The following is a 23,444-nucleotide window of genomic DNA, read 5'->3' on the forward strand; positions in this document are numbered from 1 at the left end:
GGGCAGTCGGGGGAATCTGCGTCGGACCTCAGAGCGGCTTCCTGGGCCGGAGAAGTGCCGCCGGACGGATGCTGCCCTTGCCGAACCGCGCCGCGACCTCGTCGATGGTGGTCTCCGCGTCACGCCAGTCCTCGTCGGGATCCCAGAGGCTGAGTCCGGAGCCGCTCTCTCCCAGTTGCTCGACGCGCACGCCGATGAGCCGGATGCGCTTGCCCGCAGCGCCGAGCGCGTCCCATGCTGCCGTGGCCTCCTCGTAGATGCGCCGTCCGACGTCGGTGGGCTCCGCGAGAGTGCGTGACTTGGTGACGGTGCTGAAGTCGGTGTAGCGGAGCTTCAGGACCACGGTGCGGGCCACCAGCCCTGCCGCACGCAGGCGCGCGGCGGCGTCGTCGGCCTGGTGAAGCATGGCACGACGGATCTCCGCCTCGTCGGTGACGTCGTAGCTGAACGTGACCTCCCGCCCGATGCTCTTCTCCTCGCGGTGAGTCGACACCGTCCGCGGGTCGATGCCGTTCGCGAGGGAATGCAGCTTGGCTGCCAGCGCCTCGCCGAGCGTCGAGCGCAGCACGTCGTACGGGGTGTCTGCCACGTCGCCGACCGTCGCCAGACCGAGCCGGCGCAGCGATTCCTCCGTTGTCGGCCCGACGCCCCAGAGCGCACCGACGGGCAGAGGACGCAGGAACGACTGCGTCTCCGCCACGGGAACGACCAGCATGCCGTCGGGCTTGGCGCGGCTGGAGGCCACTTTCGCGACGTACTTGGATCCGGCCACGCCCACCGAGCAGGTGAGTCCGGTCTCGGCTTCGACCCGCTGACGGATCATCTGGGCGATCTCGCTCGGCGAACCGTGCACGCGGCGCGCACCGGCCACGTCGAGGAACGCCTCGTCGATCGAGAGCGGCTCCACGAGCGGGGTCGCGTCCTCGAAGATGGCCAGGACCTGCTTGGAGTACTTCGAGTACAGCTCGTAGTTGCCGGGCAGCACCGTGGCGTTCGGGCAGCGGCGGAGCGCCAGCGACATCGGCATGGCCGAGTTCACCCCGTAGCGACGAGCCTCGTAGTTGGCCGCAGAGACCACAGAACGCGGCCCGATGCCACCGACGATGACGGGAGTCCCCCGGAGCTCGGGCCGGCTGAGCAACTCCACCGAAACGAAGAAGGCGTCCATGTCGACGTGCAGGATCGTCGCGCCGGTGTCGTCGACGGGCGTCGAGTTCACCTGCCGGGAACGGCCGTCCTGCTTGCTCATCACTCACGAGGGTAGCCGCAGTGAGCGACACCGGCACCCCGCATCGACGACACCGACCACACCGACGCGACGCCGTGTCGCGGGATGCGGATCAGAAGCCGAAGTCGCCGCCGCCGAAGTCGCCGCCGCCTCCGAAGTCGCCTCCGCCGTCCCAGCCGCCACCGTCCGCGCTCACCGAGCCACCGCCATCCGTCGCACCACCGGCATCGCCTCCGGCACCGGCATCCGTCCCGCCATCGCCGGCGTCAGAACCTGCAGCGTCCATGCCGCCGACGTCGGGGAGGAAGGCACTGGCGATGGCCGATCCGATGACGAAGCCGGCAACGGTACCGAGCATGGAGCTCGCGAACGTCCCGCCGAAGCCGGCTCCGCCCGAGCGCTGGGAGAAGGTGCGCTCCACCGATCCCGGGGAGCGGAGCTCCGACCGGGTGGCCGACCGCGCCAGCGAGTCGGCGGAGTCGGACAGCGGAGCATCGCCGGGCGCGGCCGAGGTGCTCAACTCCTGGAACACCTGCGCGCGCTGGGCGGGAGTGAGCCTCGCGAACGCTTCGGCGTGAGCCTGCTCGATGGTCTCCGGCGGAGCCGTGCGCAGCAGGTAGCGGTAGCGCTCGATGGCGATCTCATCGGCGGAGCGTGCGGCGTTCGTCGACGGGCCCTGGGAGCCGGGCCGATACGACGATCCCCGGTCGGGCGTGTTCGATGCGGTGTTGCCGGTCAACCAGTCGAAGAGTCCCATGGGATGCGTCCTGTTCGTGAGGAGTGGAGCTCCAGCCTACGGATGCCGGGCTGCGAGGTGGCTGTCACTTCAGGGACCTCTCCGATCCGGCCAGGCGCTGCGCGAAGTAGATCGGGAGGATCGAGACCAGGACGAGAACCACCGCGATGACGCTCACGACGGGGGCCTGATTCGGCCGGAACATGTTGTCGAGGATGAAGATGGGCAGAGTCGTGACCCCGGATCCTGCCGTGAATGTCGTCACGATGATCTCGTCGAAACTCAACGCGAAGGCGAGGAGCCCGCCGGCGAACAGGGCCGACCGCAGTTGCGGGAAGGTGACCAGCCGGAACGTGGTCCAGATGCCGGCACCGAGATCCGACGACGCGTCCTCGAAGTTGGTGCCGAGACGGCGGAGGCGCGCGATCACGTTGTTGAACACCGTCACGACGCAGAACGTGGCGTGTGCGATGACCACGGTCCAGATCGAGAGCGGCACGCCCATCATCGTGCGGAAGAAGTTGTTCAGCGCGATACCCGTGATGATGCCGGGCAGCGCGATCGGCAGGATCACGAGCAGGCTCACGGCGTCGCGTCCGAAGAACTCGAAGCGCTGCAACGCCAGCGAGATGAGAGTACCGAGCACGAGGGCGATGACCGTGGCGACGATCGCGACCTGCACGCTCGTGAGCACGGCGTTCAAGGCCCCGGTGCTCTGGAATGCCTTGCCCCACCACTCGAGCGTGAAGCCGGGAGGTGGCCAGCTGAGGCTCGTGCTCGTCGAGAACGAGTTGACGAACACCACCAGCAGCGGCACGTACACCACGACCAGAACGATCGCGGTGACGGCGCCCAGCACGGTGCGGGCGGGGCGGGAGAGGCGCATCCGTCTCGTCTTTCTAGAGGTTGTCGAGGGCACCCGTGCGGCGCACGAGGGCGAGGTAGCCGAAGATGATGACGATCGGGATGAGGGCGATGGCTGCGGCCAGCGGGAGGTTGTTCGCGGCGCCCACGTTCGTGTAGACGAGGTTGCCCAGCATCTGGTTGGCGCCTCCCACGATGTTCACCGTGATGTAGTCGCCGAGCGACAGCGAGAAGCTGAAGATCGATCCGGCGATGATGGCCGGCCAGATGATCGGGAGCACGATGAGGCGAAGCGTCGACCAGGTCTTGCCACCGAGGTCGCCCGATGCCTCGAGCAGCGAGTCCGGCACGCGCTCGAGCCCGGCGTAGATGGGCAGGATCACGTAGGGCAGCCAGAGGTAGGACAGCGTGATGACGACGGCGGGCAATCCGTAGCCCGGGGTGCTTCCACCGAACGGGGTCACCAGCCAGTTCAGGATGCCGTCCTGCGAGAGCACGGACCGCCAGGCGTACGCCTTGACGAGATAGCTCGCCCAGAGCGGGGTGAGAACGGCGATCACGAGCACGCGCTGCATCCGGGGAGACGCGACCTTCGCCATGTAGAAGGCAACGGGAAGGGCTATGACGATGTCGATGATCGTCACGGCCAGGGCGACACCGACGGTACGCAGCGTCACCGTCTGGTAGAGCGAGCCCGTGACGACGGCGACGATGTTGTCCAGGGTCCAGGTCTGGCTGATCTCGCCGGTGAAGCTGTCGACGCTCCAGAACGCCGTGATCAGCAGAGCGACGAGCGCCACGATGTAGACCAGGCCGAGCCAGACGAGCGGCGCGCTGAGCAGCAGACCGAGCCTGAGCCGCGGATGCCGGCTGAGGACGGCGGAGCCCTTCCGGGCCGCGGTCGCACGGGGAGGTGCGACGGCGGCCCGGACGGGTGGTGTGGTGCTGGTGGTTGTCACGTGATGACTAGCCCTTGATCTCCTGCCACGCGGAGGTCCACGCCGCGTAGTCGGTGCAGGTCACGTCGGTGCGTCCGTCGAGGCACTTCTCGATGGGTGTGGACCAGTACCAGATCTTCGACGCGTACTCCTCGTCGCCGGCGTGGAACGCCTCGCACGATCCCTCGGAGCGGAACTCGCACGCCGCCTGGTTCGACGGGGCCTCCCCGAAGTACTCGGTGGCCTGGGCGTTGGCCTCAGGGCTGGCGATGTAGTCGAGCCAGGCGTAGGCGCAGTTCGGGTTCTTGGCCTTCGACGCGATCATCCAGGTGTCCGACCATCCCGTGGTTCCCTCATCGGGAAGTACGACCTCGGCCGGGGTGTCGGCGGCGAGGGAGTTCTTGATGACCTGCCACGTCGTTCCGACGACGGTGTCGCCCGTCTCGAACGCCTGGATCTCCTTGAGGTAGTCGGACCAGTACTCACCGACGTTCACGCGCTGCTCCTTGAGCAGGTCGACCGCGGCGGCGAGCTGCTTCTCGTCGAGCGCGTAGGGGTTCTCGATGCCGAGGTCGGGCTCGTGGGCCATCAGGTAGACGGCTGCATCCGCGATGTAGATGGGCGAGTCGTAGGCCGTCACCTTGCCCTTGTACGGGCTGGACTCGTCGAACACGACGTCCCAGCTGGTGGGAGCAGGGGTGACCTCCTCCGTGTTGTACATGAGCAGGTTGGCGCCGTAGCCGTGCGGGATGCCGTAGGAGACGCCGTCGACGCTGTTCCAGGACTGGTCCTTCAGGAAGTCGTAGATGCCGTCGTAGTTCTCGATGAGGTCGGTGTTCACCGGCGCGACGGTGTCGGCGGCGACGAGCCGGAGGGAGGCGTCTCCCGAGGCCGCGACGACGTCGTAGTCACCGGTCTTCATCAGGCTGAATGCCTCGTCGGAGGTGCCGTAGGTCTTGCTCGTGACCATGCAGCCGGTCTGCTCCTCGAAGGCGCTGACCCAGTCGACCTCCGGGTCGTTGCTCCCGTCCTCGACGTAGCCGGGCCAGGCCAGGATCGAGACGGCGCCCTCGGTGTCGCCGAGCTTCGTCGGCGCCTCCGCTGTCGTGCCTCCTCCGCTGCTGGTGCCACACGCTGTGAGCAGGAATGTTGCGGATACGAGGGCGACGCCGGACATGACGGCCCTGCTCGTCCGCGCTGTGGTGCGCTTCATTGCTTTCTCCTCTGGTTGGGTGCTGCTGGGTTGATCGGCGTGATTCAGGCGACGGATGCGGCCGGCGCGTTCAGAGCGACGACATCCGCGTCGTTCCAGGCGACCTGCACACGGTCGCCGCGGGCGTCGTCCGCGAGGCGCGAGCGGTCGTTCTGCTCGAGGACCGTGAGCTGCTGTCCGCTGTCGAGGTCGACGATGAGTCGGGTACTGCTGCCGGAGTAGATGACCTCGGCGACGGTGCCCGCGACGCCCGGGGTCGCGGCATCCGGAGCCAGGACGGCGAGCTTCTCCGGGCGGATGGAGTGCACGCCGGTCCGGCCGAGGAGTGCTTGCGATGCTGCATCATCGAGGAGGTTCGACGTGCCGACGAAGGATGCGACGAATCGCGAGACAGGGGCGTCGTAGATCTCGAACGGGGTGCCGAGCTGCTCGATGCGCCCCTCGTTGAAGACGGCGATGCGGTCGCTCAGCGTGAGCGCCTCGTCCTGGTCGTGCGTGACGAAGATGAAGGTGATACCGAGGTCCCGCTGGATCTCCTTGAGCTCGACCTGCATCTGCTCGCGCAGCTTGAGGTCGAGTGCGCCCAGGGGCTCGTCGAGCAGCAGCGCCTTGGGCTGCACCACGGTCGCACGTGCGAGGGCGACGCGCTGGCGCTGGCCGCCCGAGAGCTGGGAGGGCTTGCGATCGGCGAACGAGCCCAGCCGCACCTTGTCGAGGGCTTCGCGGGCGCGCTCGGTGCGCTCGCGCCGGCCGATCCCCCGCACCCGCAGCCCGTACGCGACGTTCTCGACCACGGACATGTGCGGGAAGAGCGCATAGTCCTGGAAGACCGTGTTGACGTCGCGGTCGAAGGGAGCAGCGACGGTGACGTCGCGGCCGAAGAGTTCGACCGACCCGCTCGTGGGCTGCTCGAAGCCGGCGATGAGCCGCAGCACCGTCGTCTTGCCGGAGCCCGACGGTCCGAGCATCGAGAAGAACTCACCCTCGACGATGTCGAGATCGACGCCGTCGACGGCCGTCACGCCGCCGAACTCCTTCGTCAATCCGCTCAAGCGGATGGCCGGAACTGCGTTCACCGAAGCCTCCTCGTTCGTCCTGCTTCAAATCATATGGATCCAGATGTCTTAGCGGCGTGCGACATGTTACGGTCGTGTCACAGATTCGGGGGAAGAGGATGCCGCAGTCGATCAGTGGCGGGACCGCGACGCACGCCGCCGTCTTCGCTCCTCTCGTCGGCGCCGGCCGTGCCGAGGCCGTCGAGAAGCGTCTGACCGATGCGATCACGCTGGGTGTCCTGCACGACGGCGAGAAGCTCCCGAGCGAGACGGCGCTGGCGCGTCAGTTCGGTGTCGCCGTCGTCACGGCCCGCGAGGCGCTGGAGGCGCTGCGCAATCGCGGGCTCGTGACCACACGCCGCGGGCGCGACGGCGGGAGCTTCGTGACGTCGGGCGGCATCCGCACCGCTCTCGTGCTGAGGGAGAGGCTGCAGACGGCCTCCCGAGCCGAATTGCGCGACCTCGGCGTGCACTACACGGCGATCGCCGGCACGGCAGCCGAGATCGCCGCCGACAGGTCGAGCCCCGACGACGTCGACGGCCTCGCCGGTATCGCGGCATCACTCGACGTCACCTCGGAGGCGGCGGCGCGCCGCGGGGTCGCGCGCTTCCACCTCGAGGTCGCCGCCGCGAGCCAGTCGGCGCGCCTGGTTCGGGAGGAGATTCGGCTGCAGGCTGAGTTCGGCCCGCTGCTGTGGCTCTGCCTGCGCGAGCAGGACTATCGTGATGCCCACCGTGACGCCCAGCTCGCGATCGTCGACGCCATCAGCGCCGTCCAGCCCACCGCCGCCCGCGAGCTCGTCACCGCCGGCATCCAAGGTGCAGTCGACTGGCTGATCGGCGAGAAGGCTGAACTCGAATCGAAGGAACAGACCCCGTGATCGCTCCGACCCTCCCCCACGTCGACGACATCACCGCCGTGTTCGGTGCGGTCTTCGCGCCCATCGCCGAGTGGAACGTCGCGTTGACGGCCGAGCTCGGTTCGCCGGCCGCGCGGACTCGGCGCGCCGTCGACTCCGTGGTCGCCGAGCTCGTGCGGCAGGAGCTCGCCCGCGAGGGGTCGCTGGTGGTGGGCGCCGGCTTCGTCGCAGCCCCCGGCTTCCTCGTCGATGCGCCCTGGCACCTCGCCTGGTGGCTGGGTGAAGGCAACAGCTTCGGGAGCGGGACGGCTGGTGGGCGCGCGTCAGGACGGCAGGCGGTGCGCAGGCTCGAGGCCGTCGAGGATCCCGCCTCCGACAGCTTCCGCGACCACACCACGCTGGAGTGGTGGCGCGTTCCCGAGCGCACGGGACGCCGACACATCACGGGGCCCTACGTCGACTACCTCTGCACCGACGACTACACGCTGACCCTGACGGATCCGGTGTTCGTCGATGGACGGCTTGTCGGAGTCGTCGGGGCCGATGTCTACGTGACCGAGGCCGAGCGAGTGCTGCTGACGGCCCTCCGGCGCATCGGCGGCGACGCGAGCCTCGTCAACGCCTCGGGGCGCATCGTCGTCTCGACCGATCCGAGACTGGCGACGGGTTCGCTGGTGCGCGATCCAGCGGTGACGGATGCCGTACGCGACCTCGCTCCTGGAGCCTCCATGGTGCTGGCCGACGGCCGTCGCGTGACGGCCGCCGGTGACACCACGCTCGCGGTCATCACGAGCGGCGCAGCGGACCCCGCTCGCTGAGGCCCGGGCGCGGTCCCCGCCCCGCTCGCTGAGGCCCGGGCGCAGCCCCCGCCCCGCTCGCTGAGGCCCGGGCGCAGCCCGCGGTCGAAGCGCTGCTGCGCTCCGCCCTCACCGAGCGGGAGTCCCGCTAGACCTGCTGCGCCCGCTCCAGCACGAGCTCTCGCACGCGAGCGGCATCCGCCTGCCCCTTCATGGCCTTCATGACGGCGCCGATGACGGCGCCGGCGGCCTGCACCTTGCCGTCGCGGATCTTCGCGAGCACGTCGGGCTGGCCGAGAAGCGCCTCGTCGATGGCGGCGATGAGCGCGCCGTCGTCCGACACGACGGCGAGCCCGCGGGCGTCGACGACCTCCTGCGGAGTTCCCTCACCGGCGATGACGCCTTCGAGGACCTGGCGCGCCAGGCGATGAGTGAGCGTGCCGGCGTCGACCAGCTTGGCCAGCGCGGCGACATCGGCGGGCGACACCAGGCTCGCGGCATCCGCGTCGGAGGTGTTCGCGATCCGCGCGATCTCGCCGGTCCACCACTTGCGCGCGGCGGCCGGAGTGGCGCCGGCGGCCACGGTCTCCGTGATCTCGGTGAGCAGACCCGCGTTGTTGATGTCCTGGAACTCGAGGTCGGTGAATCCCCACTCCGCCTTCAGACGTCGGCGACGCGCGGCGGGCGGCTCGGGAAGCGCCGAACGGAGCTCCTCGATCAGCTCGGCGGACGGAACGACCGGGAGCAGGTCGGGCTCGGGGAAGTAGCGGTAGTCGTCGGCGTCGCTCTTCGGGCGTCCGGCGCTGGTCTCGCCGGTGTCCTCGTGCCAGTGCCGCGTCTCCTGCGTGATGCTGCCGCCCTTCGCGAGGATGGCCGCCTGGCGCTGGATCTCGTAGCGCACTGCGCGCTCGACGGAGCGCAGGGAGTTGACGTTCTTCGTCTCGGTGCGGGTTCCGAGCGGGGCCACGGGCTCACCGGCCGCGGCGCGCGGACGCAGCGACACATTGGCGTCGCAGCGCAGGTTGCCGCGCTCCATCCTGGCGTCGGAGATGCCGAGCGACACGACGATGTCGCGAATGGTCGAGACGTACGCCTTCGCCAGCTCGGGCGAGGAGTGCTCAGCGCCGTAGATCGGCTTCGTGACGATCTCGACGAGCGGGACACCGGCACGGTTGTAGTCGACCAGCGAGTACTCGGCGCCCTGGATGCGGCCGGTCGAGCCACCGACGTGCGTCAGCTTCCCGGCGTCCTCCTCCATGTGGGCGCGCTCGATGGGAACGCTCACGATGGATCCGTCGGACAGCTCGACGTCGACGGAGCCCTCGAAGGCGATGGGCTCGTCGAACTGGGAGATCTGGTAGTTCTTCGGGGTGTCGGGGTAGAAGTAGTTCTTGCGTGCGAAGCGGCTCGACGGAGCGATCTCGCAGCCGAGTGCGAGTCCGAGGCTGATCGAGTACCGCACGGCCTGCGCGTTGACGACCGGCAGGGAGCCCGGCAGGCCGAGGCAGGTCGGCGTGATGTTCGTGTTGGGCTCGGAACCGAACACGTTCGGAGCATCCGAGAACATCTTGGTCTTGGTGTTCAGTTCGACGTGAACCTCGAAGCCCATCACGGGCTCGAACAGCTCGAGTGCCTTGTCGAAGTCCATCAGTTCTGCGCGGGCCATCAGCGGGCACCTTCCTGGGCTGCGATGAGCTGGGTGAGATCGGCAGCCTGATCGAGCAGGCGGCCGCCCCATTCGGCCTCGAGGAGCTTCTCGAGCGCTCCGCCGACGGTGTAGAGACGCTCGTCGGCTCTCGCGGGAGCGACGAACTGGATGCCGACGGGCAGGCCGTCCTCCGTTGCGAGACCCGAAGGCAGCGAGATTCCGGGAACGCCGGCGAGGTTGGCCGGGATGGTGGCGATGTCGTTGAGGTACATGGCCATCGGGTCGTCGGACTTCTCCCCGAGCTTGAACGCTGTGGTCGGAGCCGTCGGCGAGGCGACGACGTCGACCTGGGCGAACGCCGCGTTGAAGTCGCGCTGCACGAGCGTGCGCACCTTCTGCGCGCTGCCGTAGTACGCGTCGTAGTACCCGGCCGACAGGGCGTAGGTTCCCAGGATGATGCGACGCTTCACCTCGGCGCCGAAGCCGGCCTCACGGGTGGCCGCCATCACGTCCTCGACGGTGCCGCCGCCCTGGGGCGTGACCCGCAATCCGAAGCGCACGGAGTCGAACTTGGCCAGGTTGCTCGAGGCCTCGGCCGGCATGATCAGGTAGTACGCCGAGATGGCGTACTCGAAGTTCGGGGTGTTGACCTCGACGATCTCGGCGCCGGCCTTCTCGAGCAGCGCGAGCGACTCGTGGAACCGGTCGAGCACGCCCTGCTGGAAGCCCTCGCCGTCGAGCTGGCGGATGACGCCGATGCGCATGCCGGAGACATCCGCGTTGCGCACGGCCTCTGCCATGGACGGCCAGCGATCGCGGAGCGACGTGGAGTCGTGGTGGTCGTGCTTGCCGATGATGTCGTGCAGCAGCGCCGCATCGAGCACGGTGCGGCTCACGGGGCCGATCTGGTCGAGCGAGGAGGCCATGGCGATGGCGCCGTAGCGGCTGACGGCACCGTAGGTCGGCTTGACGCCGACAGTGCCGGTGACGTGAGCCGGCTGGCGGATGCTGCCACCGGTGTCGCTGCCGAGGGCGATGGGCGCCTCGAAGGCAGCAACGGCCGCGGCCGAGCCACCACCGGAGCCGCCGGGGATGCGGTCGAGCGCCCACGGGTTGTGGGTCGGGCCGTAGGCCGAGTGCTCGGTGCTGGACCCCATGGCGAACTCGTCCATGTTGGTCTTGCCGATGGGGATGAGTCCCGCCTCGCGCACGAGGCGCACCGAGGTGGCGTCGTAGGGCGGAACCCAGCCCTCCAGGATGCGCGATCCCGCTGTCGTCGGCATGTCGGTCGTCACCAGGACGTCCTTCACGGCGATGGGGACACCGGCGAGCGGGCCGAGCTTCTCGCCCGAACCGCGGCGTCGATCGATGTCGCGGGCCGCGTCGAGGGCGGCATCCGTCGCCACGTGGAGAAAGGCGTGCACGCCGCCGTCGACGGCGGCGATGCGGTCGAGTGAGGCCTGCGTCGCCTCGACGGCGCTGATCTCGTGGGCGGCGAGGCGCTCACCGAGCTCGGATGCGCTCAGGCGGATGATGTCGTCGGTCACTGCTCCTCCCCCAGGATCGCGGACACGCGGAAGCGCGAGCCGTCGTGGTCGGGGGCGCCGGCCAGGGCCTGCTCCACCGTGAGGGTCTCGCCGACGACGTCGTCGCGGAAGACGTTCTCGAGCGGGATCGGGTGGCTCGTGGCCGGCACGTCCGGCGTGGCGACCTCGGTCACCTTCGCGACGGAGTCGACGATCTGGTCGAGTTCCGCGGTGAGGGTCGCGATCTCTTCTGGGCTGAGGTCGATGCGTGCGAGATTCGCGATGTGCGCGACCTGCTCGGCACTGATTCCGGACATGGGTCTCCGTCGGATCGTGGCGTGTGGGTACCGGTCGATTCTATCGGGGCACGCCGAACAGCCCGGCGCCGTACTTCTGCAGGAGGTCGAACGCGTCGCCGTAGGTCTGCGGCTCGGCTTCTCCGGGGGCGCCGTACTTGGCGATCAGCAGGCCGACCAGGCCGCGACCGGGCGGGCTGAGCGGATGATCGCGGTCCTTCTCGGCCGGGTGCGTCGTCGACTCGGGATTGGGCGGCGTGTACTGCGGCGTCGTCGTCGGCCACGTGCGCGGATCACGCGGCGTGCGCAGGGTGACGGCGTTCAGGATGTCGGGAGCCCCGTCGTCGCGCTCGGTGAGCGGCTTCAGGCCGTGCAGCTTCGACAGCGTCGCAATGAGCGAGCCGTGGTGCATGGGGTCGTTGATCACGCTGCCGGATGCCGTCCACGCGGAGATCGCTATCGCCGGCACGCGGCATCCGAGCCTGTCGAAGGTGAAGCCCATCTCGCCGGGATCATCGACGCCGCTGCCGCCGGGAGGCGTCGCGTCGGGCGGGGGCACGTGGTCGTAGGTGCCGCCGTGCTCGTCGAAGGTGATGAGCAGCAGGGTGTTGAGAGCGTTCGAGCCCGTCGTCGCCGTGCTCGTGCGCACGGCGTCGTAGATGCGGTGCACGAGCGCCTCGCCCGCGCGCACGTCGGACACGGCGCTGTCGATCACCGGCTCGCCGTCGAGGTTGCTCTCGCGAAGACGTCCCACCGGTGGGTGGAAGTCGTTGTGGTCGTAGATGAGACGCGGCTCGACGAACGAGTATGGCGCGAGCTTGCCGTCGGCCACGTCAGTGTAGAACTGCGACATGGGAGCGAAGTGCGCCGTGCGCCAGTACTTCTCCAGAGCCGGTGCGTGCAGCACGCCCGTGAGCGAGACGAGCTGCAGGTCGTCGAAGTAGATCCGCCAGTCGATGCCGGCATCCTCCAGGCGGTTGAAGACCGTCGGGTCGGCCGGGGCATCGAGCCACTTGCTGTAGCCGGCACCGCCCTTGTTGGTGACGAAGCCATGCGAGGTCGAGGCGTGGAAGAACGATCGGTTGCAGAACGTCTGCGATGGCACGGCGCAGTGCCAGGCGTCGTACAGGGCGAAGTTGCGGGCCAGCGTCGACAGCACCGGGAGCATCTCGGGAGAGAAGCTCCCCATGATGTGAGCGGCCGCCTCAGGGCTGGGGGGAGTTCCGCCGCGGAGGTGCCTGTACTCGGCGCCGTAGTCGGCGAGGAACCCGCTCATGGTCGGCTTCGTCCCGGCCGCGGGAGCGTTGAACGGCGCTCGCATGTCCTCGACGGCGATCCCGGAGTTCGACGGCGGGTCGACGGTGCCGAAGAGCTGCGTGTTGACGTGCGGATACTCCTCACCGGGGTCGGGGTCGGGACGGCTCATGATCTCGTCGGTCGGTCCGGTGTAGACGTGCGCCGCGACGGTGTCGCCCTCGAGGGTGGTGTTCGAGTACTCCCCGAAGGCGAGACCGTCGAAGGTCTGGCCGCGCGGAAGGTCGTCGGGCGTGTAGAGGTAGCCGAGAAGGTTGTCGAAGGAGCGGTTCTCGCCCATGAGCACCACGACGTGCTGGATGCCCGGCGCGGCGCCCGGATCCGGCGTGGGTTGCGCCGCCCCGGCCTCGGCGTCGCTCACGCCCCTCTCGTGGCCGATCACTTCACCGGCGACGCCGCCGGCGATGACACCGGCTGCCGCTATGCCGCCGGCCGTGAGGAAAGCGCGCCGCGAGGTGCCGCCAGGCTTCCGGTCAGGCTCCTGCCCCGCCGTCGGTTCCTGCTCGCTCCGGGCTGCCACGAGTCAGACCGCGTCTTCGGAGGCGCCATCGTCTCCGCCTGCGCCCGGCACGGCTACAGCCGTCGGCCCACCCTCGAGCAGCAGTCGGAACTGGTCGGCATCGAGGATCGGGATGCCGAGTGCCTCGGCCTTGGCGAGCTTGGATCCCGCCCCGGGACCGGCTGCCACGAAGTCGGTGTTCTTCGAGACGCTGGACGCCGACTTGCCGCCGGCAGCGATGATCGCCTCCTGCGCCCCCTCACGGGTGAAGCCCTCGAGCGATCCCGTGGCCACGACGGTGAGTCCGACGAGCGGCCCACCCGCCGCCGCGGCTGCTCCGGGACCCGGATGCCCGGGGGTCGTGAACTGCACACCGGCCGTCGTCCAGCGATCGACGATGTCGACATGCCAGTCGACGGTGAACCAGTCGATGACGGCGTCGGCGATGATTCCTCCGACACCCTCGACTTCGGCGAGCTCCTCGCGACTGGACGCCCGGATCGCGTCGAGCGACCCGAACCAGCCCGCGAGAGCGCGCGCGGCCACCGGACCGACGTGGCGGATGTTGAGCGCGACCAGAATGCGAGCCAGGGGCTTCGTCTTCGCCTTCTCGATCTCCTCGATGAGCTTGATGGCGTTCGCCGACGGAACGGCATCCGCGTCGCCGGTGAAGTCCTCGGCTTCGGGATCGACGGGGCCGTCCTTCTTGGCCCGACGCCGCCGGAAGGGAGTGTCGATCTTGGCAGCGCCGTCGTCGAGCTCCTTCGGCAGCCCGGTCTCGGGGTCGCGCACGACGACCTCGATGGGGAACAGGTCGGCCACCGTGAGCGAGAACAGGGCCGCCTCCGTCACGAGGGGCGGCACCTCGGGCTTCTCGGGCTGGGTGAGCGCGGATGCGGCGACCTCGCCGAGCGCCTCGATGTCGAGGGCGCCGCGCGACCCGATGTGCTCGACCCGTCCGCGCACCTGCGCCGGGCAGCTGCGGGCGTTAGGACAGCGCAGGTCGATGTCGCCCTCTTTGGCCGGCGCCAGCGGAGTGCCGCATTCCGGGCAGTTCGCGGGCATGACGAAGGCGCGCTCCGAGCCGTCGCGCAGTTCGACCACCGGGCCGAGCACCTCGGGGATGACGTCACCGGCCTTGCGGAGCACCACGGTGTCGCCGATCAGCACGCCCTTGGCCTTGACGACGTCCTGGTTGTGCAGCGTGGCCTGACGCACTTCGCTGCCGGCGACGCGCACCTTCTCCATCACGGCGTACGGGGTGGCACGGCCGGTGCGGCCCACGCTCACGACGATGTCGAGCAGCTTGGTGTTCACCTGCTCCGGCGGGTACTTGTAGGCGATGGCCCAGCGCGGCGCCCGGCTCGTGGCACCGAGTTCGTCGTGGAGTTCGAGCTCGTCGACCTTGATGACGATGCCGTCGATCTCATGGCTCACGCTGTCACGGTGCTCGCCGTAGTAGCGGATGAAGTCGGACGCCTCGGCCGCCGTCGAGACCACCCGGTAGTACGGCGAGGTGGGCAGCCCCCAGCTCTTCAGCAGCTCGTAGGTCTCGGACTGGCTGGACACCGGCGGGTTCTGCCAGGCGCCGATGCCGTGCACCAGCATCCGGAGCCTGGAGAGCCTGTCGTGCATGAGCTTGAGCTGGGTCGCCGTCTTGCTCTCGGCCTTCTGCCGCAGCGAACCGCTGGCCGCGTTGCGCGGGTTGGCGAAGACCCGATCGCCCGCTGCCGCCTGGGCGGCATTGAGCTCGCGGAACAGCTCGACCGGGAAGTAGACCTCTCCGCGCACCTCGACGATGTCGGGGTGGCCGCTTCCGGCGAGCTTCTCGGGGATGACGGAGATGAAGCGCACGTTCTCGGTCACGTCTTCTCCGACGACGCCGTCGCCGCGGGTCGCCGCAGAGACCAGCACCCCGCGCTCGTAGCGCAGGTTGATCGCGAGCCCGTCGATCTTGAGCTCGCAGAGGTAGTCGACCCTGCGGCCGGCATCGCGCTCGACCTTGGCAGCCCAGAGTTCGAACTCCTCGATCGAGAACACGTTGTCGAGGCTGAGCATGCGCTCGGCGTGCTGCACCGGCGCGAACAGCGTGGCGTCGGCCCGGCCGCCGACGGTGAGGGTGGGGCTGTCCTGGCTCTGGACCGCGGGGAAGAGCCGCTCCAGCGCCTCGAGCTCGTGGATGAAGGCGTCGTACTCCTGGTCGGAGTAGATGGCCGCGTCGCGCTCGTAGTAGGCGTCGCGCGCCTCGAGGATGAGAGTGGTCAGCTCGCCGGCACGGGCCGAGGCCTGCTCGAGGCTGAGCGTCTCGAGTTGGTCGTCGGTCGGCGGCGTCGCGGATGCATCGGGGCTCACCCGTTCAGTCTAGGGACGACCACCGACGGCGGATGCGGTTCACTCACCGCTCGCAGAGAGCCGGACGACGTCCGCGCTCGATGCGCTTCGGCCGCGCGCTACGCGCGGGCCTCAGCGAGCAGGGCCGCGCGCTACGCGATGGCGTCGGCGAGCACCGGCTCCACCGGCACAGCGCTCACCGTGCGGTCGATGGTGCACTGGCCGAGCACGCGGGTGCCGACGTAGACGACGGCGGTCTGGCCGGGAGCGACGCCGTTCAGCGGCACGTGCGGGGTGACGACGAGCTCGTCGGCTCCGGCGGCATCCGTCGACACGACGGCGGTCGCGGGCACGGGATCGGCGTGGGCACGGATCTGCACCTCGCACTCGAACGGCATGTGCGAGTTGAGCGGCGGCAGCCCGGCCCAGGTGAAGCGCGACCCGGCGATCTCGGCGATGTCGAGCGCCTCCTTGGGCCCGACGACCACGGTGTTGTCCTTCGGGCGCACCTCGAGCACGAAGCGCGGTTTGCCGTCCGCGGCCGGCGTGCCGATCTGCAGTCCGCGGCGCTGGCCGACGGTGTAGGCGTGGGCGCCCTCGTGCTCGCCGAGCTTCGCTCCGGTGCGGTCGAGGATGTCGCCGGTCTCGGCACCGACGCGCTCGGCGAGCCAGCCGCGGGTGTCACCGTCGGGGATGAAGCAGATGTCGTGGCTGTCAGGCTTCGAGGCGACGCTGAATCCGCGCTCCGCAGCCTCGGCGCGCACCTCCGCCTTCGACGGCGTCGCGCCGAGCGGGAACATCGCGTAGGCGAGCTGCTCCGTCGTCAGCACACCGAGCACGTAGGACTGGTCCTTCGCCCACGCCGCAGCGCGGTGCAGCTCCCGGTTGCCGGCCGCATCCGTGGTGATCGAGGCGTAGTGCCCGGTGACGACGGCGTCGAAGCCGAGCGAGACCGCCTTCTCGAGGAGGGCGGAGAACTTGATGCGCTCGTTGCAGCGCATGCACGGGTTGGGGGTGCGCCCCGCCGAGTACTCGGCGATGAAGTCGTCGACGACGTCGGCCTTGAACCTCTCGGAGAAGTCCCACACGTAGTACGGGATGCCGATGAGGTTGGCCGCGCGCTGCGCGTCCATCGAGTCCTCGATGGTGCAGCATCCGCGCGATCCGGTTCGTAGTGTCCCGGGCATGCGGCTGAGCGCGAGGTGAACGCCGACCACGTCGTGTCCGGCGTCGACGGCGCGCGCGGCCGCGACCGCGGAATCGACGCCACCGCTCATGGCTGCCAGAACTCTCATGGTCCCAGTCTACGAAACGGATGCTGGACGGATGCCGATCCGGTCTGTACAGGGTCCGGGTCGCTCAGCGATCGAAGGAGGTCACCCGGCCGGCGAGGCCCGCCCGTGCGGCCTGCGCGTACGCGGCGGGCAGGGCGGCCACGAACGCGTCGACGTCGTCCTCGGTGGTCGTGCGCCCGAGCGTCACGCGCAGGGCGCTGCGTGCGGTCTCGTCGTCCCGCCCCATCGCCAGAAGCACGTGCGACGGCTCGGGGATTCCGGCCTGGCAGGCCGAACCGGTCGAGACCGAAACGCCTGAAGCATCGAGCAGGAACAGCAACGAGTCGCCCTGGCAGCCCGGGAAGGCGAAGTGCGCTGTTCCCGGGAGGTGTCCAGAAGCATCCTGGTCGCCGTTGACCGAGACCGTGGGCACCGCGGCGACGACTCCGGCCACCAGTCGATCGCGGAGCGCGAGCACCCGCGCCGACTCCGCCTCCATCACGGGGATCACGGTTCCGGATGCCGCCGCGAACGACACCGCCGCCGCGACGTCCTGCGTGCCCGACCTCACCTGGCGCTGCTGGCCGCCGCCGTGGATCAACGCCTCGAGCGCGGCGGTGCGACTGAGCACGAGGGCTCCGATGCCGACGGGGCCGCCGATCTTGTGGGCGGACACGCTGAGCGCGACGAGGCCGACACCCGGTGCGGCACCGGACTCGGATCGGAGCGAGGCGAAGTCGATCGGCACGTGGCCGTAGGCCGCCACGGCGTCGAGGTGGAGGGGCACGCCGTGGCGAGCGGCCAGCCCTGCGATCTCGGCGATCGGCTGGATGGTGCCGACCTCGTTGTTCGCCCAGAGCATGCTGACGAGCGCGATCGACGCCGGGTCCGTGGCCAGGGCCTTATCGAGGGCGTCGAGGCGAACGCGTCCGAGCTCGTCCAGCGGCAGCCACTCGATCATGGCGCCCTCGTGCCGCTTGAGCCACTCGACGGTGTCGATCGTGGCGTGGTGCTCGCCGCCGGGAACGAGGATGCGGGAGCCGGGGCGTGCCCAGTACAGGCCCTTGATCGCCAGGTTGATCGCCTCGGTGCCGTTGCCGGTGAACACGACCTCGATCGGATCGCAACCGACGCTCGCTGCGACCTTCTCCCTGGCCTCTTCGAGCAGGCGACGGGCGTTCTGCCCCTGGCTGTGGATGGACGACGGGTTCCCGACGAGGGCCATGGCCTCGACGTAGGCCGAGATGGCGGCATCCGACATCGGAGTCGTCGCGGCGTGGTCGAGATAGACCGCCATGTCGCCTCCGTTCCGATCGAGCTGGTTCCATTCTCGCCTGTCTCGGCACCCGAACGTCACGGACTGCGGCGACCTGACGCGACGCCCGCGCCACCCGCGACCCGCACGCCGCAGCGCTCGCGTGCCGCACGAGCGCGCCGGCTGGAGGGCCGTGTCCGGATGGACCGCGCGCGATCAGTACTGTTGATCGCATGACTCACGCCCGGCCCTCCGCCCCGCTCGGCGTACGGATGACCTCGCACGGAGGCGAGTTGCGCGTCTGGAGCGCGACCGCCGAATCGCTGGAACTCTGCCTGTTCGACACCAACGACTCCGACTGGGTCTTCAAGACCGTTCCGATGACCCGCGAGGGTGACGTGTGGTTCGCCCGGACCCGCAGCCTGTCCCCCGGCCGCCAGTACGCGCTGCGCGCCAGCGGGCCGAGCACTCCCCAGGACGCCTTCGACCCCGATCGGCTGCTCCTCGACCCCTACGGCCGCGGCATCACCCGGTCGGCCGGCGGATGGCACTCCGTGGTCGTCGACGACCAGTTCGACTGGCAGGGCATCGAGTCGCCGCGCACCTCCCTCGATCACACCGTCGTCTACGAGATGCACGTGAAGGGCTTCAGCAAGCTGAACCCCGACGTTCCGGTCGAGCTCCGGGGAACGTATGCCGGGCTCGCACACGACGCCTCCGTCGCGGCCCTGCAGGAGCTCGGCGTGACCGCCGTCGAGCTGCTTCCCGTCCACGCCTTCACCTCTGAGCAGCGCCTCATCAAACAGGGGCTCGAGAACTACTGGGGCTACAACACCCTCGGGTTCTTCGCACCCCATGCGCCATACGCCTCCGACGCGGCGCAGGCCTCGGGCGCCGACGCCGTGCTGCGCGAGTTCAAGGGCATGGTCAAGGCGCTGCACAAGGGCGGCATCGAGGTCATCCTCGACGTCGTCTACAACCACACGGCCGAGGAGGGCCCGGGCGGCCCGACCACGAGCCTGCGGGGCCTCGACAATCGCGGCTACTACCGCCAGGACGCGCACGGTGGCTACATCGACACCACGGGCTGCGGCAACACCCTCGACTTCGGCCAGCAGGCGCCGCAGGATCTCGTGCTGGACTCCCTGCGCTACTGGGCGGAAGAGGTGCAGATCGACGGATTCAGGTTCGACCTCGCAGCCACCCTCGGACGCGGAGAGGACCTGTCGTTCACCCCGGAGCATCCGCTGCTCCGGGGCATCCTGAACGACCCGGTGCTGTCGCAGCGCAAGCTCATCGCCGAGCCGTGGGACATCGGCCCCGACGGCTGGAAGACCGGGGCGTTCGGCGACGGCTGGACCGAGTGGAACGACCGCTACCGCGACCGGATGCGCGATTTCTGGCTCGGCGACATCGCCCGCGCCCGCGCGACGGGGTCCGCCGGCAGCGGCATCGGCCGCTTCGCCACCCGACTGGCCGGCTCGGCGAACACCTTCTCGCAGCCGCGCGGCCCGCTCGCCTCGCTCAACTTCATCACGGCGCACGACGGCTTCACCCTCGCCGACCTCACGGCGTACAACCAGAAGCACAACGAGGGCAACGGCGAGAACAACCGCGACGGCTCGAGCAACAACAACTCCTTCAATCACGGAGTCGAGGGTCCGACGACGGATGCCGCCATCCTCGACACCCGCCGCCGCGCCATGCGCAACCTCCTCGGCACCCTGCTGCTCTCGGCCGGGGTGCCCATGCTGACGGCCGGCGACGAGTACGGGCGCACCCAGCGCGGCAACAACAACGCCTACTGCCAGGACAGCGAGCTCACCTGGCTGAGCTGGAAGCGCGAGGCCTGGCAGACCGACCTGTTCCGTGTCACGAAACGACTGCTGCAGCTGCGCCGCGAGAACCCGGCGCTGCGTCCGGTGAACTTCGGGATGTTCGGCGAAGCCGTGCCGAGCGCATCGCAGATGGACTGGTTCAACGACGAGGGCCTCTCGATGTCCGAGGAGGACTGGAACTCGGCCGACGAGCGCACCCTGCAGTACCTCGCGGCGTCCACTCCGGAGTTCGAGGAGTTCAATCGCATCCTGCTCGTCATCCACGCGCTCGAGGAACCGACATCGGTCACCCTTCCCGAGCACAGCGGCGTCGAGGGCTACACGCTGCTCTGGGACTCCTCCGACGACTCCCTCGACGACCGCGAGACCGAGTTCGTCCCGGGCCAGGAGCTGGCGGTGTCCGCGACGTCGATGCAGCTGTACCGCGCTCACGGCTGACGGCTCACGACTGATGGCGCTGAACTGATGGGCAGGACGGATGCTCCGGGCACGCCGGCGACACTCGCACTCGGCGCGGCCGGCATCCCGTTCACGGCTCACGTCTACGAGCACGACCCGCGGGCGACGAACTTCGGCACCGAGGCCGCCGAGAAGCTCGGGCTCGATCCGGAGCAGGTGTTCAAGACCCTCGTCGCGGACGTCGCAGGCACCCTGGTGGTCGCCGTCGTTCCGGTGACCGGGATGCTCGACCTCAAGGCACTCGCGGCCGCGGCAGGCGGCGGCAAGGCAGCGATGGCCGACCCGAAGCTCGCGGAGCGCAAGTCGGGCTACATCGTCGGTGGCATCAGCCCGATCGGCCAGAAGACGCCGCTGACGACGGTGATCGACGAGACCGCCATCCTGTTCGACACCGTGTTCGTGTCGGGCGGGCGGCGCGGTTTCGACATCGAGCTGGCCCCAGACGACCTGGCGGCGATCACCGGCGCGACGTTCGCGGCGATAGCCCGCTGAACCGCTCGCTGATGCCCACCCGCTGATCGAGTAGCGAGCGACCAAGTCGCACGCGTATCGAGATCACCTCATCGCGCGGGGTCGCTTTGCATGGTCTCGATACGTGTCCTCGCTCCGCTCGGGCACGACTCGACCAGCGGTGAGGGCGCTACTCGACCAACGGGTGGTCCCTAAGCCGTCGCGATCAGTCCCAGGTCGGCGGATGCCGCCATCAATGCGTTGTGGGGAACCACTCGCACCGTGTAGCCGAACGACCCGGCGCGAGCGAGCCGCACCGTCCCCGTGAAGAGCGTCGGCTTGCCGGCATCCGGTGCCGTCCCATTCGAAGACACCGGCTCGAGGGCCAGCCGGTGCACGTCGGTGAGCTCGTCGCCCTCGCCACTGCGGCCGTAGACGGCCTCGACGAGCACGTCGTCGGGCGTGAGTCCGCCGAGGTGGATGTGGGCGCGCAGGTGCAGCTCGTCGCCCACCTGGGGCACCGAGGTCATGCCACCGGACTCCACGTGCGCGACGGACACGCCCGGCCACGCCGCATCGACCTTCGCCCGCCAGGCGGCCAGCTGGCGTCCGCCCTCGAAGTGATCGGCCGACAGTGCTTTCTCGGCAGCGGCGGCAGGCACGTACAGCGCCTGCACGTACTCGCCCACCATGCGATCTGCCGACAGAGCCGGCGACAGCGTGCGCAGGGTGTGCCGGATGGAGCGCATCCAGCCCCGCGGGATGCCGTCGTGATCGCGGTCGTAGAAGCGCGGGGCGATCTCGTGCTCGATGAGGTCGTACATCGCCTCGGCCTCGCGGCGGTCGCGCTCGGCCGGATCGGTCACCTCGGCCGACGGAATGGCCCAGCCGTTCTCACCGTCGTAGAACTCGTCCCACCAGCCGTCGAGGATGGAGAGGTTGAGCACGCCGTTGAGCGCAGCCTTCATGCCCGAGGTTCCGCAGGCCTCGAGCGGGCGCAGTGGATTGTTCAGCCACACATCGGTGCCCGGGTACAGGGTCTGGGCCATCGCGATGTCGTAGTCGGGCAGGAACACGAGGCGGCCCCGGATCTCGGGCTCAGCTGCGAAGCGCACCAGCTCCTGGATGAGCCGCTTCCCTTCGTCGTCAGCCGGATGCGACTTCCCGGCGACCACGATCTGGATCGGACGCTCCGGATGCGTGAGAAGGGCGCGCAGGCGGTCACGGTCGTGCAGCATGAGCGTGAGCCGCTTGTAGGTGGGCACGCGACGGGCGAATCCGATCGTGAGCACGTCGGGGTCGAGCACTTCGTTCGTCCAGCCGGCCACAGGACCGGTCGGGTTCTGGCTGCGCCAGGACTTGGCGGTGCGGCGGCGTGCGTCCTCGACGAGGTCGGCCCGCATGGCGTTCCGCACCGACCACAGGTCGATGTCGCTGAGCGCCTCCGACGACCAGTCGACACGGGTGGTGTCCGAGGTTCCGAAGGTCTTCTCGGCGAGCTCGAGGAGGCGCGGGTTGGTCCAGGTCGGAGCGTGCACACCGTTCGTGACGGAGCCGATCGGGACGTCGTTGGGGTCGAAGCCCGGCCAGAGTCCTGAGAACATGCCCCGACTCACCTGCCCGTGCAGCTTCGAGACGCCGTTGGCGCGTTGCGCGAGCCTCAGCCCCATGACGGCCATGTTGAAGACGTCCTTCGTGCCACCCTCGTACGACTCGGCGCCGAGCTCCAGCACGTCGTCCACCTGCACCCCGGGCAGCAGATCGGCGGAGAAGTAGCGGGCGACGAGCGCAGCGTCGAACCGATCGATTCCGGCAGGCACCGGGGTGTGCGTCGTGAACACGGTTCCGGCACGCACGACCTCGAGCGCCTCCGAGAAGGAGAGTCCCTCGCCGATCAGACCGGCGATGCGCTCGAGCCCGAGGAACCCCGCATGGCCCTCGTTCGTGTGGAACACCTCGGGCGCCTCCGAGCGGGTGAGCTCGGACCAGGCGAGCACCGCGCGCACCCCTCCGATGCCGAGCAGGATCTCCTGCAGCAGCCTGTGCTCTCCCCCGCCCCCGTAGAGACGATCGGTGATCTGGCGCAGGTCGTCGGCGTTCTCGGGGATGTCGGTGTCGAGCAGCAGCAGCCGTACGCGCCCGACGGCCGCCTGCCAGATGCGGGCGTGCAGGGCCCGGCCATCCGGAAGCGCGATGGAGATCTGCAGCGGCGACCGGTCGGGGCGACGCAGAACGGAGAGCGGCAGTCCGTCTGGATCGAGCGCCGGATAGCTCTCGAGCTGCCAGCCGTCGGCCGAGATGGCCTGGGTGAAGTAGCCGGCCTTGTAGAACAGGCCGACCGCCACGAGCGGGATGCCGAGGTCGGATGCGCTCTTCAGGTGGTCGCCGGCGAGGATGCCGAGGCCGCCCGAATACTGGGGCAGGGTGGCGGCGATGCCGAACTCCGGCGAGAAGTAGGCGATGCGGGCTGGCTTCTCCCCGTCGAGGTGCTGGTACCAGCGCGGCTCATCGAGGTAGGAGGTGAGCTCGGCGCGCAGCTGATCGGCCCAGCCGACGTAGCCGTCATCGGCGGCGAGCTCGTCCAGGCGTTCGCGGCTGACCTCGCCGAGCAGCGCGATCGGGTCGTGGTCGACCGCGCGCCACACCGTGGGGTCGATGCGCTCGAACAGGCGCCTGGTCGGCTCGTGCCACGACCAGCGCAGGTTGCCTGCAAGGGCCTCCAGGGCGCTGAGGCGCTCGGGGAGAACGGCACGGACGGTGAACTTGCGGATGGCCTTCACGCGACTCACCCTAAGGCCGAGGTGTGACCGGCGTGTAAACGTCAACCCTCAGCGCGCCGCCCCCTGATCGCGCTACGGTCGGA

The 23,444-nt window shown here is 69.3% G+C and carries 18 protein-coding genes; 4 read left to right on the plus strand and 14 right to left on the minus strand.

The features are described from left to right. Window positions 1-28: 28 nt before the first annotated feature. The 6 genes from ASC59_RS04990 to ASC59_RS05015 all read right to left on the minus strand — a co-directional run bounded on the left by ASC59_RS04990 (window position 29) and on the right by ASC59_RS05015 (window position 6,055). Window positions 29-1,249, minus strand: coding sequence for a DNA polymerase IV (locus tag ASC59_RS04990; protein ID WP_055819014.1), 1,221 nt, complete (start codon window positions 1,247-1,249; stop codon window positions 29-31). 91 nt (window positions 1,250-1,340) lie between these two features. After that, complete coding sequence (locus ASC59_RS04995; protein ID WP_055819017.1) at window positions 1,341-1,985, minus strand: hypothetical protein; 645 nt, start codon at window positions 1,983-1,985, stop codon at window positions 1,341-1,343. A 64-nt stretch (window positions 1,986-2,049) separates the two neighbouring features. After that, a complete protein-coding gene (locus ASC59_RS05000; RefSeq protein WP_055819020.1) occupies window positions 2,050-2,850 on the minus strand; it encodes an ABC transporter permease in 801 nt (266 codons plus the stop codon). A 13-nt stretch (window positions 2,851-2,863) separates the two neighbouring features. Next, window positions 2,864-3,787 (minus strand): ABC transporter permease, encoded by a 924-nt coding sequence (locus ASC59_RS05005; RefSeq protein ID WP_055819024.1) that lies wholly within the window; start codon window positions 3,785-3,787, stop codon window positions 2,864-2,866. Between the two features lie 7 nt (window positions 3,788-3,794). After that, window positions 3,795-4,979, minus strand: a complete 1,185-nt coding sequence (locus ASC59_RS05010) for an ABC transporter substrate-binding protein (protein WP_055819027.1) — start codon at window positions 4,977-4,979, stop codon at window positions 3,795-3,797. A gap of 44 nt (window positions 4,980-5,023) precedes the next feature. After that, window positions 5,024-6,055: an ABC transporter ATP-binding protein gene (locus tag ASC59_RS05015; RefSeq protein ID WP_055819029.1), complete on the minus strand. Its 1,032-nt coding sequence runs from the start codon at window positions 6,053-6,055 to the stop codon at window positions 5,024-5,026. A 98-nt stretch (window positions 6,056-6,153) separates the two neighbouring features. Here ASC59_RS05015 and ASC59_RS05020 point away from each other — a divergent pair, with 98 nt between their 5' ends. Both ASC59_RS05020 and ASC59_RS05025 read left to right on the plus strand, forming a co-directional pair. After that, window positions 6,154-6,915 carry a FadR/GntR family transcriptional regulator gene (locus ASC59_RS05020; protein WP_055819032.1) on the plus strand — a complete coding sequence of 254 codons (762 nt, stop codon included), beginning with the start codon at window positions 6,154-6,156 and terminating at the stop codon, window positions 6,913-6,915. Further along, entirely contained in the window at window positions 6,912-7,712 is an 801-nt protein-coding gene (locus ASC59_RS05025) for a PDC sensor domain-containing protein (RefSeq protein WP_055819036.1), read from the plus strand. Before ASC59_RS05020 ends, ASC59_RS05025 begins: the two co-directional genes overlap by 4 nt. Before the next feature lie 127 nt (window positions 7,713-7,839). Here the strand turns inward: ASC59_RS05025 and gatB are convergent, their stop codons facing one another. From gatB to ASC59_RS05060, 7 genes are all read right to left on the minus strand, one after another. Then, a complete protein-coding gene (gene gatB / locus ASC59_RS05030) occupies window positions 7,840-9,357 on the minus strand; it encodes an Asp-tRNA(Asn)/Glu-tRNA(Gln) amidotransferase subunit GatB (RefSeq protein ID WP_055819039.1) in 1,518 nt (505 codons plus the stop codon). Beyond that, complete coding sequence (gene gatA / locus ASC59_RS05035) at window positions 9,357-10,886, minus strand: Asp-tRNA(Asn)/Glu-tRNA(Gln) amidotransferase subunit GatA (protein ID WP_055819042.1); 1,530 nt, start codon at window positions 10,884-10,886, stop codon at window positions 9,357-9,359. The genes gatB and gatA overlap by 1 nt, the downstream gene beginning before the upstream one ends. Next, a complete protein-coding gene (gatC, locus tag ASC59_RS05040) occupies window positions 10,883-11,182 on the minus strand; it encodes an Asp-tRNA(Asn)/Glu-tRNA(Gln) amidotransferase subunit GatC (RefSeq protein WP_055819045.1) in 300 nt (99 codons plus the stop codon). The genes gatA and gatC overlap by 4 nt, the downstream gene beginning before the upstream one ends. 40 nt (window positions 11,183-11,222) lie before the next feature. Beyond that, window positions 11,223-12,995 (minus strand): alkaline phosphatase family protein, encoded by a 1,773-nt coding sequence (locus tag ASC59_RS05045; RefSeq protein ID WP_055819048.1) that lies wholly within the window; start codon window positions 12,993-12,995, stop codon window positions 11,223-11,225. A 3-nt stretch (window positions 12,996-12,998) separates the two neighbouring features. Beyond that, entirely contained in the window at window positions 12,999-15,326 is a 2,328-nt protein-coding gene (gene ligA / locus ASC59_RS05050) for an NAD-dependent DNA ligase LigA (RefSeq protein ID WP_055819051.1), read from the minus strand. 131 nt (window positions 15,327-15,457) lie between these two features. Continuing rightward, window positions 15,458-16,600: a tRNA 2-thiouridine(34) synthase MnmA gene (gene mnmA, locus ASC59_RS05055; protein WP_082513400.1), complete on the minus strand. Its 1,143-nt coding sequence runs from the start codon at window positions 16,598-16,600 to the stop codon at window positions 15,458-15,460. 64 nt (window positions 16,601-16,664) lie between these two features. Beyond that, window positions 16,665-17,876 (minus strand): cysteine desulfurase family protein, encoded by a 1,212-nt coding sequence (locus ASC59_RS05060; protein ID WP_055819057.1) that lies wholly within the window; start codon window positions 17,874-17,876, stop codon window positions 16,665-16,667. Between the two features lie 191 nt (window positions 17,877-18,067). On the opposite strand from ASC59_RS05060, the gene glgX reads away from it, so the two are divergent. Together glgX and ybaK are read left to right on the plus strand one after the other, a co-directional pair. Beyond that, window positions 18,068-20,110 carry a glycogen debranching protein GlgX gene (glgX, locus tag ASC59_RS05065; RefSeq protein WP_055819060.1) on the plus strand — a complete coding sequence of 681 codons (2,043 nt, stop codon included), beginning with the start codon at window positions 18,068-18,070 and terminating at the stop codon, window positions 20,108-20,110. 27 nt (window positions 20,111-20,137) lie between these two features. Further along, entirely contained in the window at window positions 20,138-20,623 is a 486-nt protein-coding gene (gene ybaK / locus ASC59_RS05070; protein ID WP_055819063.1) for a Cys-tRNA(Pro) deacylase, read from the plus strand. 170 nt (window positions 20,624-20,793) lie between these two features. Here the strand turns inward: ybaK and glgP are convergent, their stop codons facing one another. Next, window positions 20,794-23,361 carry an alpha-glucan family phosphorylase gene (glgP, locus tag ASC59_RS05075; RefSeq protein WP_055819066.1) on the minus strand — a complete coding sequence of 856 codons (2,568 nt, stop codon included), beginning with the start codon at window positions 23,359-23,361 and terminating at the stop codon, window positions 20,794-20,796. Window positions 23,362-23,444: the final 83 nt, after the last annotated feature.

Origin of the sequence: Leifsonia sp. Root1293, from assembly GCF_001425325.1 — a bacterium.
Classification (GTDB): Bacteria; Actinomycetota; Actinomycetes; order Actinomycetales; family Microbacteriaceae; genus Orlajensenia.

Coding starts and splice junctions, on each gene's coding strand:
- ASC59_RS04990 (WP_055819014.1), bottom strand. CDS start 1,249: ATGAGCAAGCAGGACGGCCGTTCCCGGCAGGTGAACTCGACGCCCGTC.
- ASC59_RS04995 (WP_055819017.1), bottom strand. CDS start 1,985: ATGGGACTCTTCGACTGGTTGACCGGCAACACCGCATCGAACACGCCC.
- ASC59_RS05000 (WP_055819020.1), bottom strand. CDS start 2,850: ATGCGCCTCTCCCGCCCCGCCCGCACCGTGCTGGGCGCCGTCACCGCG.
- ASC59_RS05010 (WP_055819027.1), bottom strand. CDS start 4,979: ATGAAGCGCACCACAGCGCGGACGAGCAGGGCCGTCATGTCCGGCGTC.
- ASC59_RS05020 (WP_055819032.1), top strand. CDS start 6,154: ATGCCGCAGTCGATCAGTGGCGGGACCGCGACGCACGCCGCCGTCTTC.
- gatB (WP_055819039.1), bottom strand. CDS start 9,357: ATGGCCCGCGCAGAACTGATGGACTTCGACAAGGCACTCGAGCTGTTC.
- gatC (WP_055819045.1), bottom strand. CDS start 11,182: ATGTCCGGAATCAGTGCCGAGCAGGTCGCGCACATCGCGAATCTCGCA.
- mnmA (WP_082513400.1), bottom strand. CDS start 16,600: ATGAGAGTTCTGGCAGCCATGAGCGGTGGCGTCGATTCCGCGGTCGCG.
- ASC59_RS05060 (WP_055819057.1), bottom strand. CDS start 17,876: ATGGCGGTCTATCTCGACCACGCCGCGACGACTCCGATGTCGGATGCC.
- glgX (WP_055819060.1), top strand. CDS start 18,068: ATGACTCACGCCCGGCCCTCCGCCCCGCTCGGCGTACGGATGACCTCG.
- ybaK (WP_055819063.1), top strand. CDS start 20,138: ATGGGCAGGACGGATGCTCCGGGCACGCCGGCGACACTCGCACTCGGC.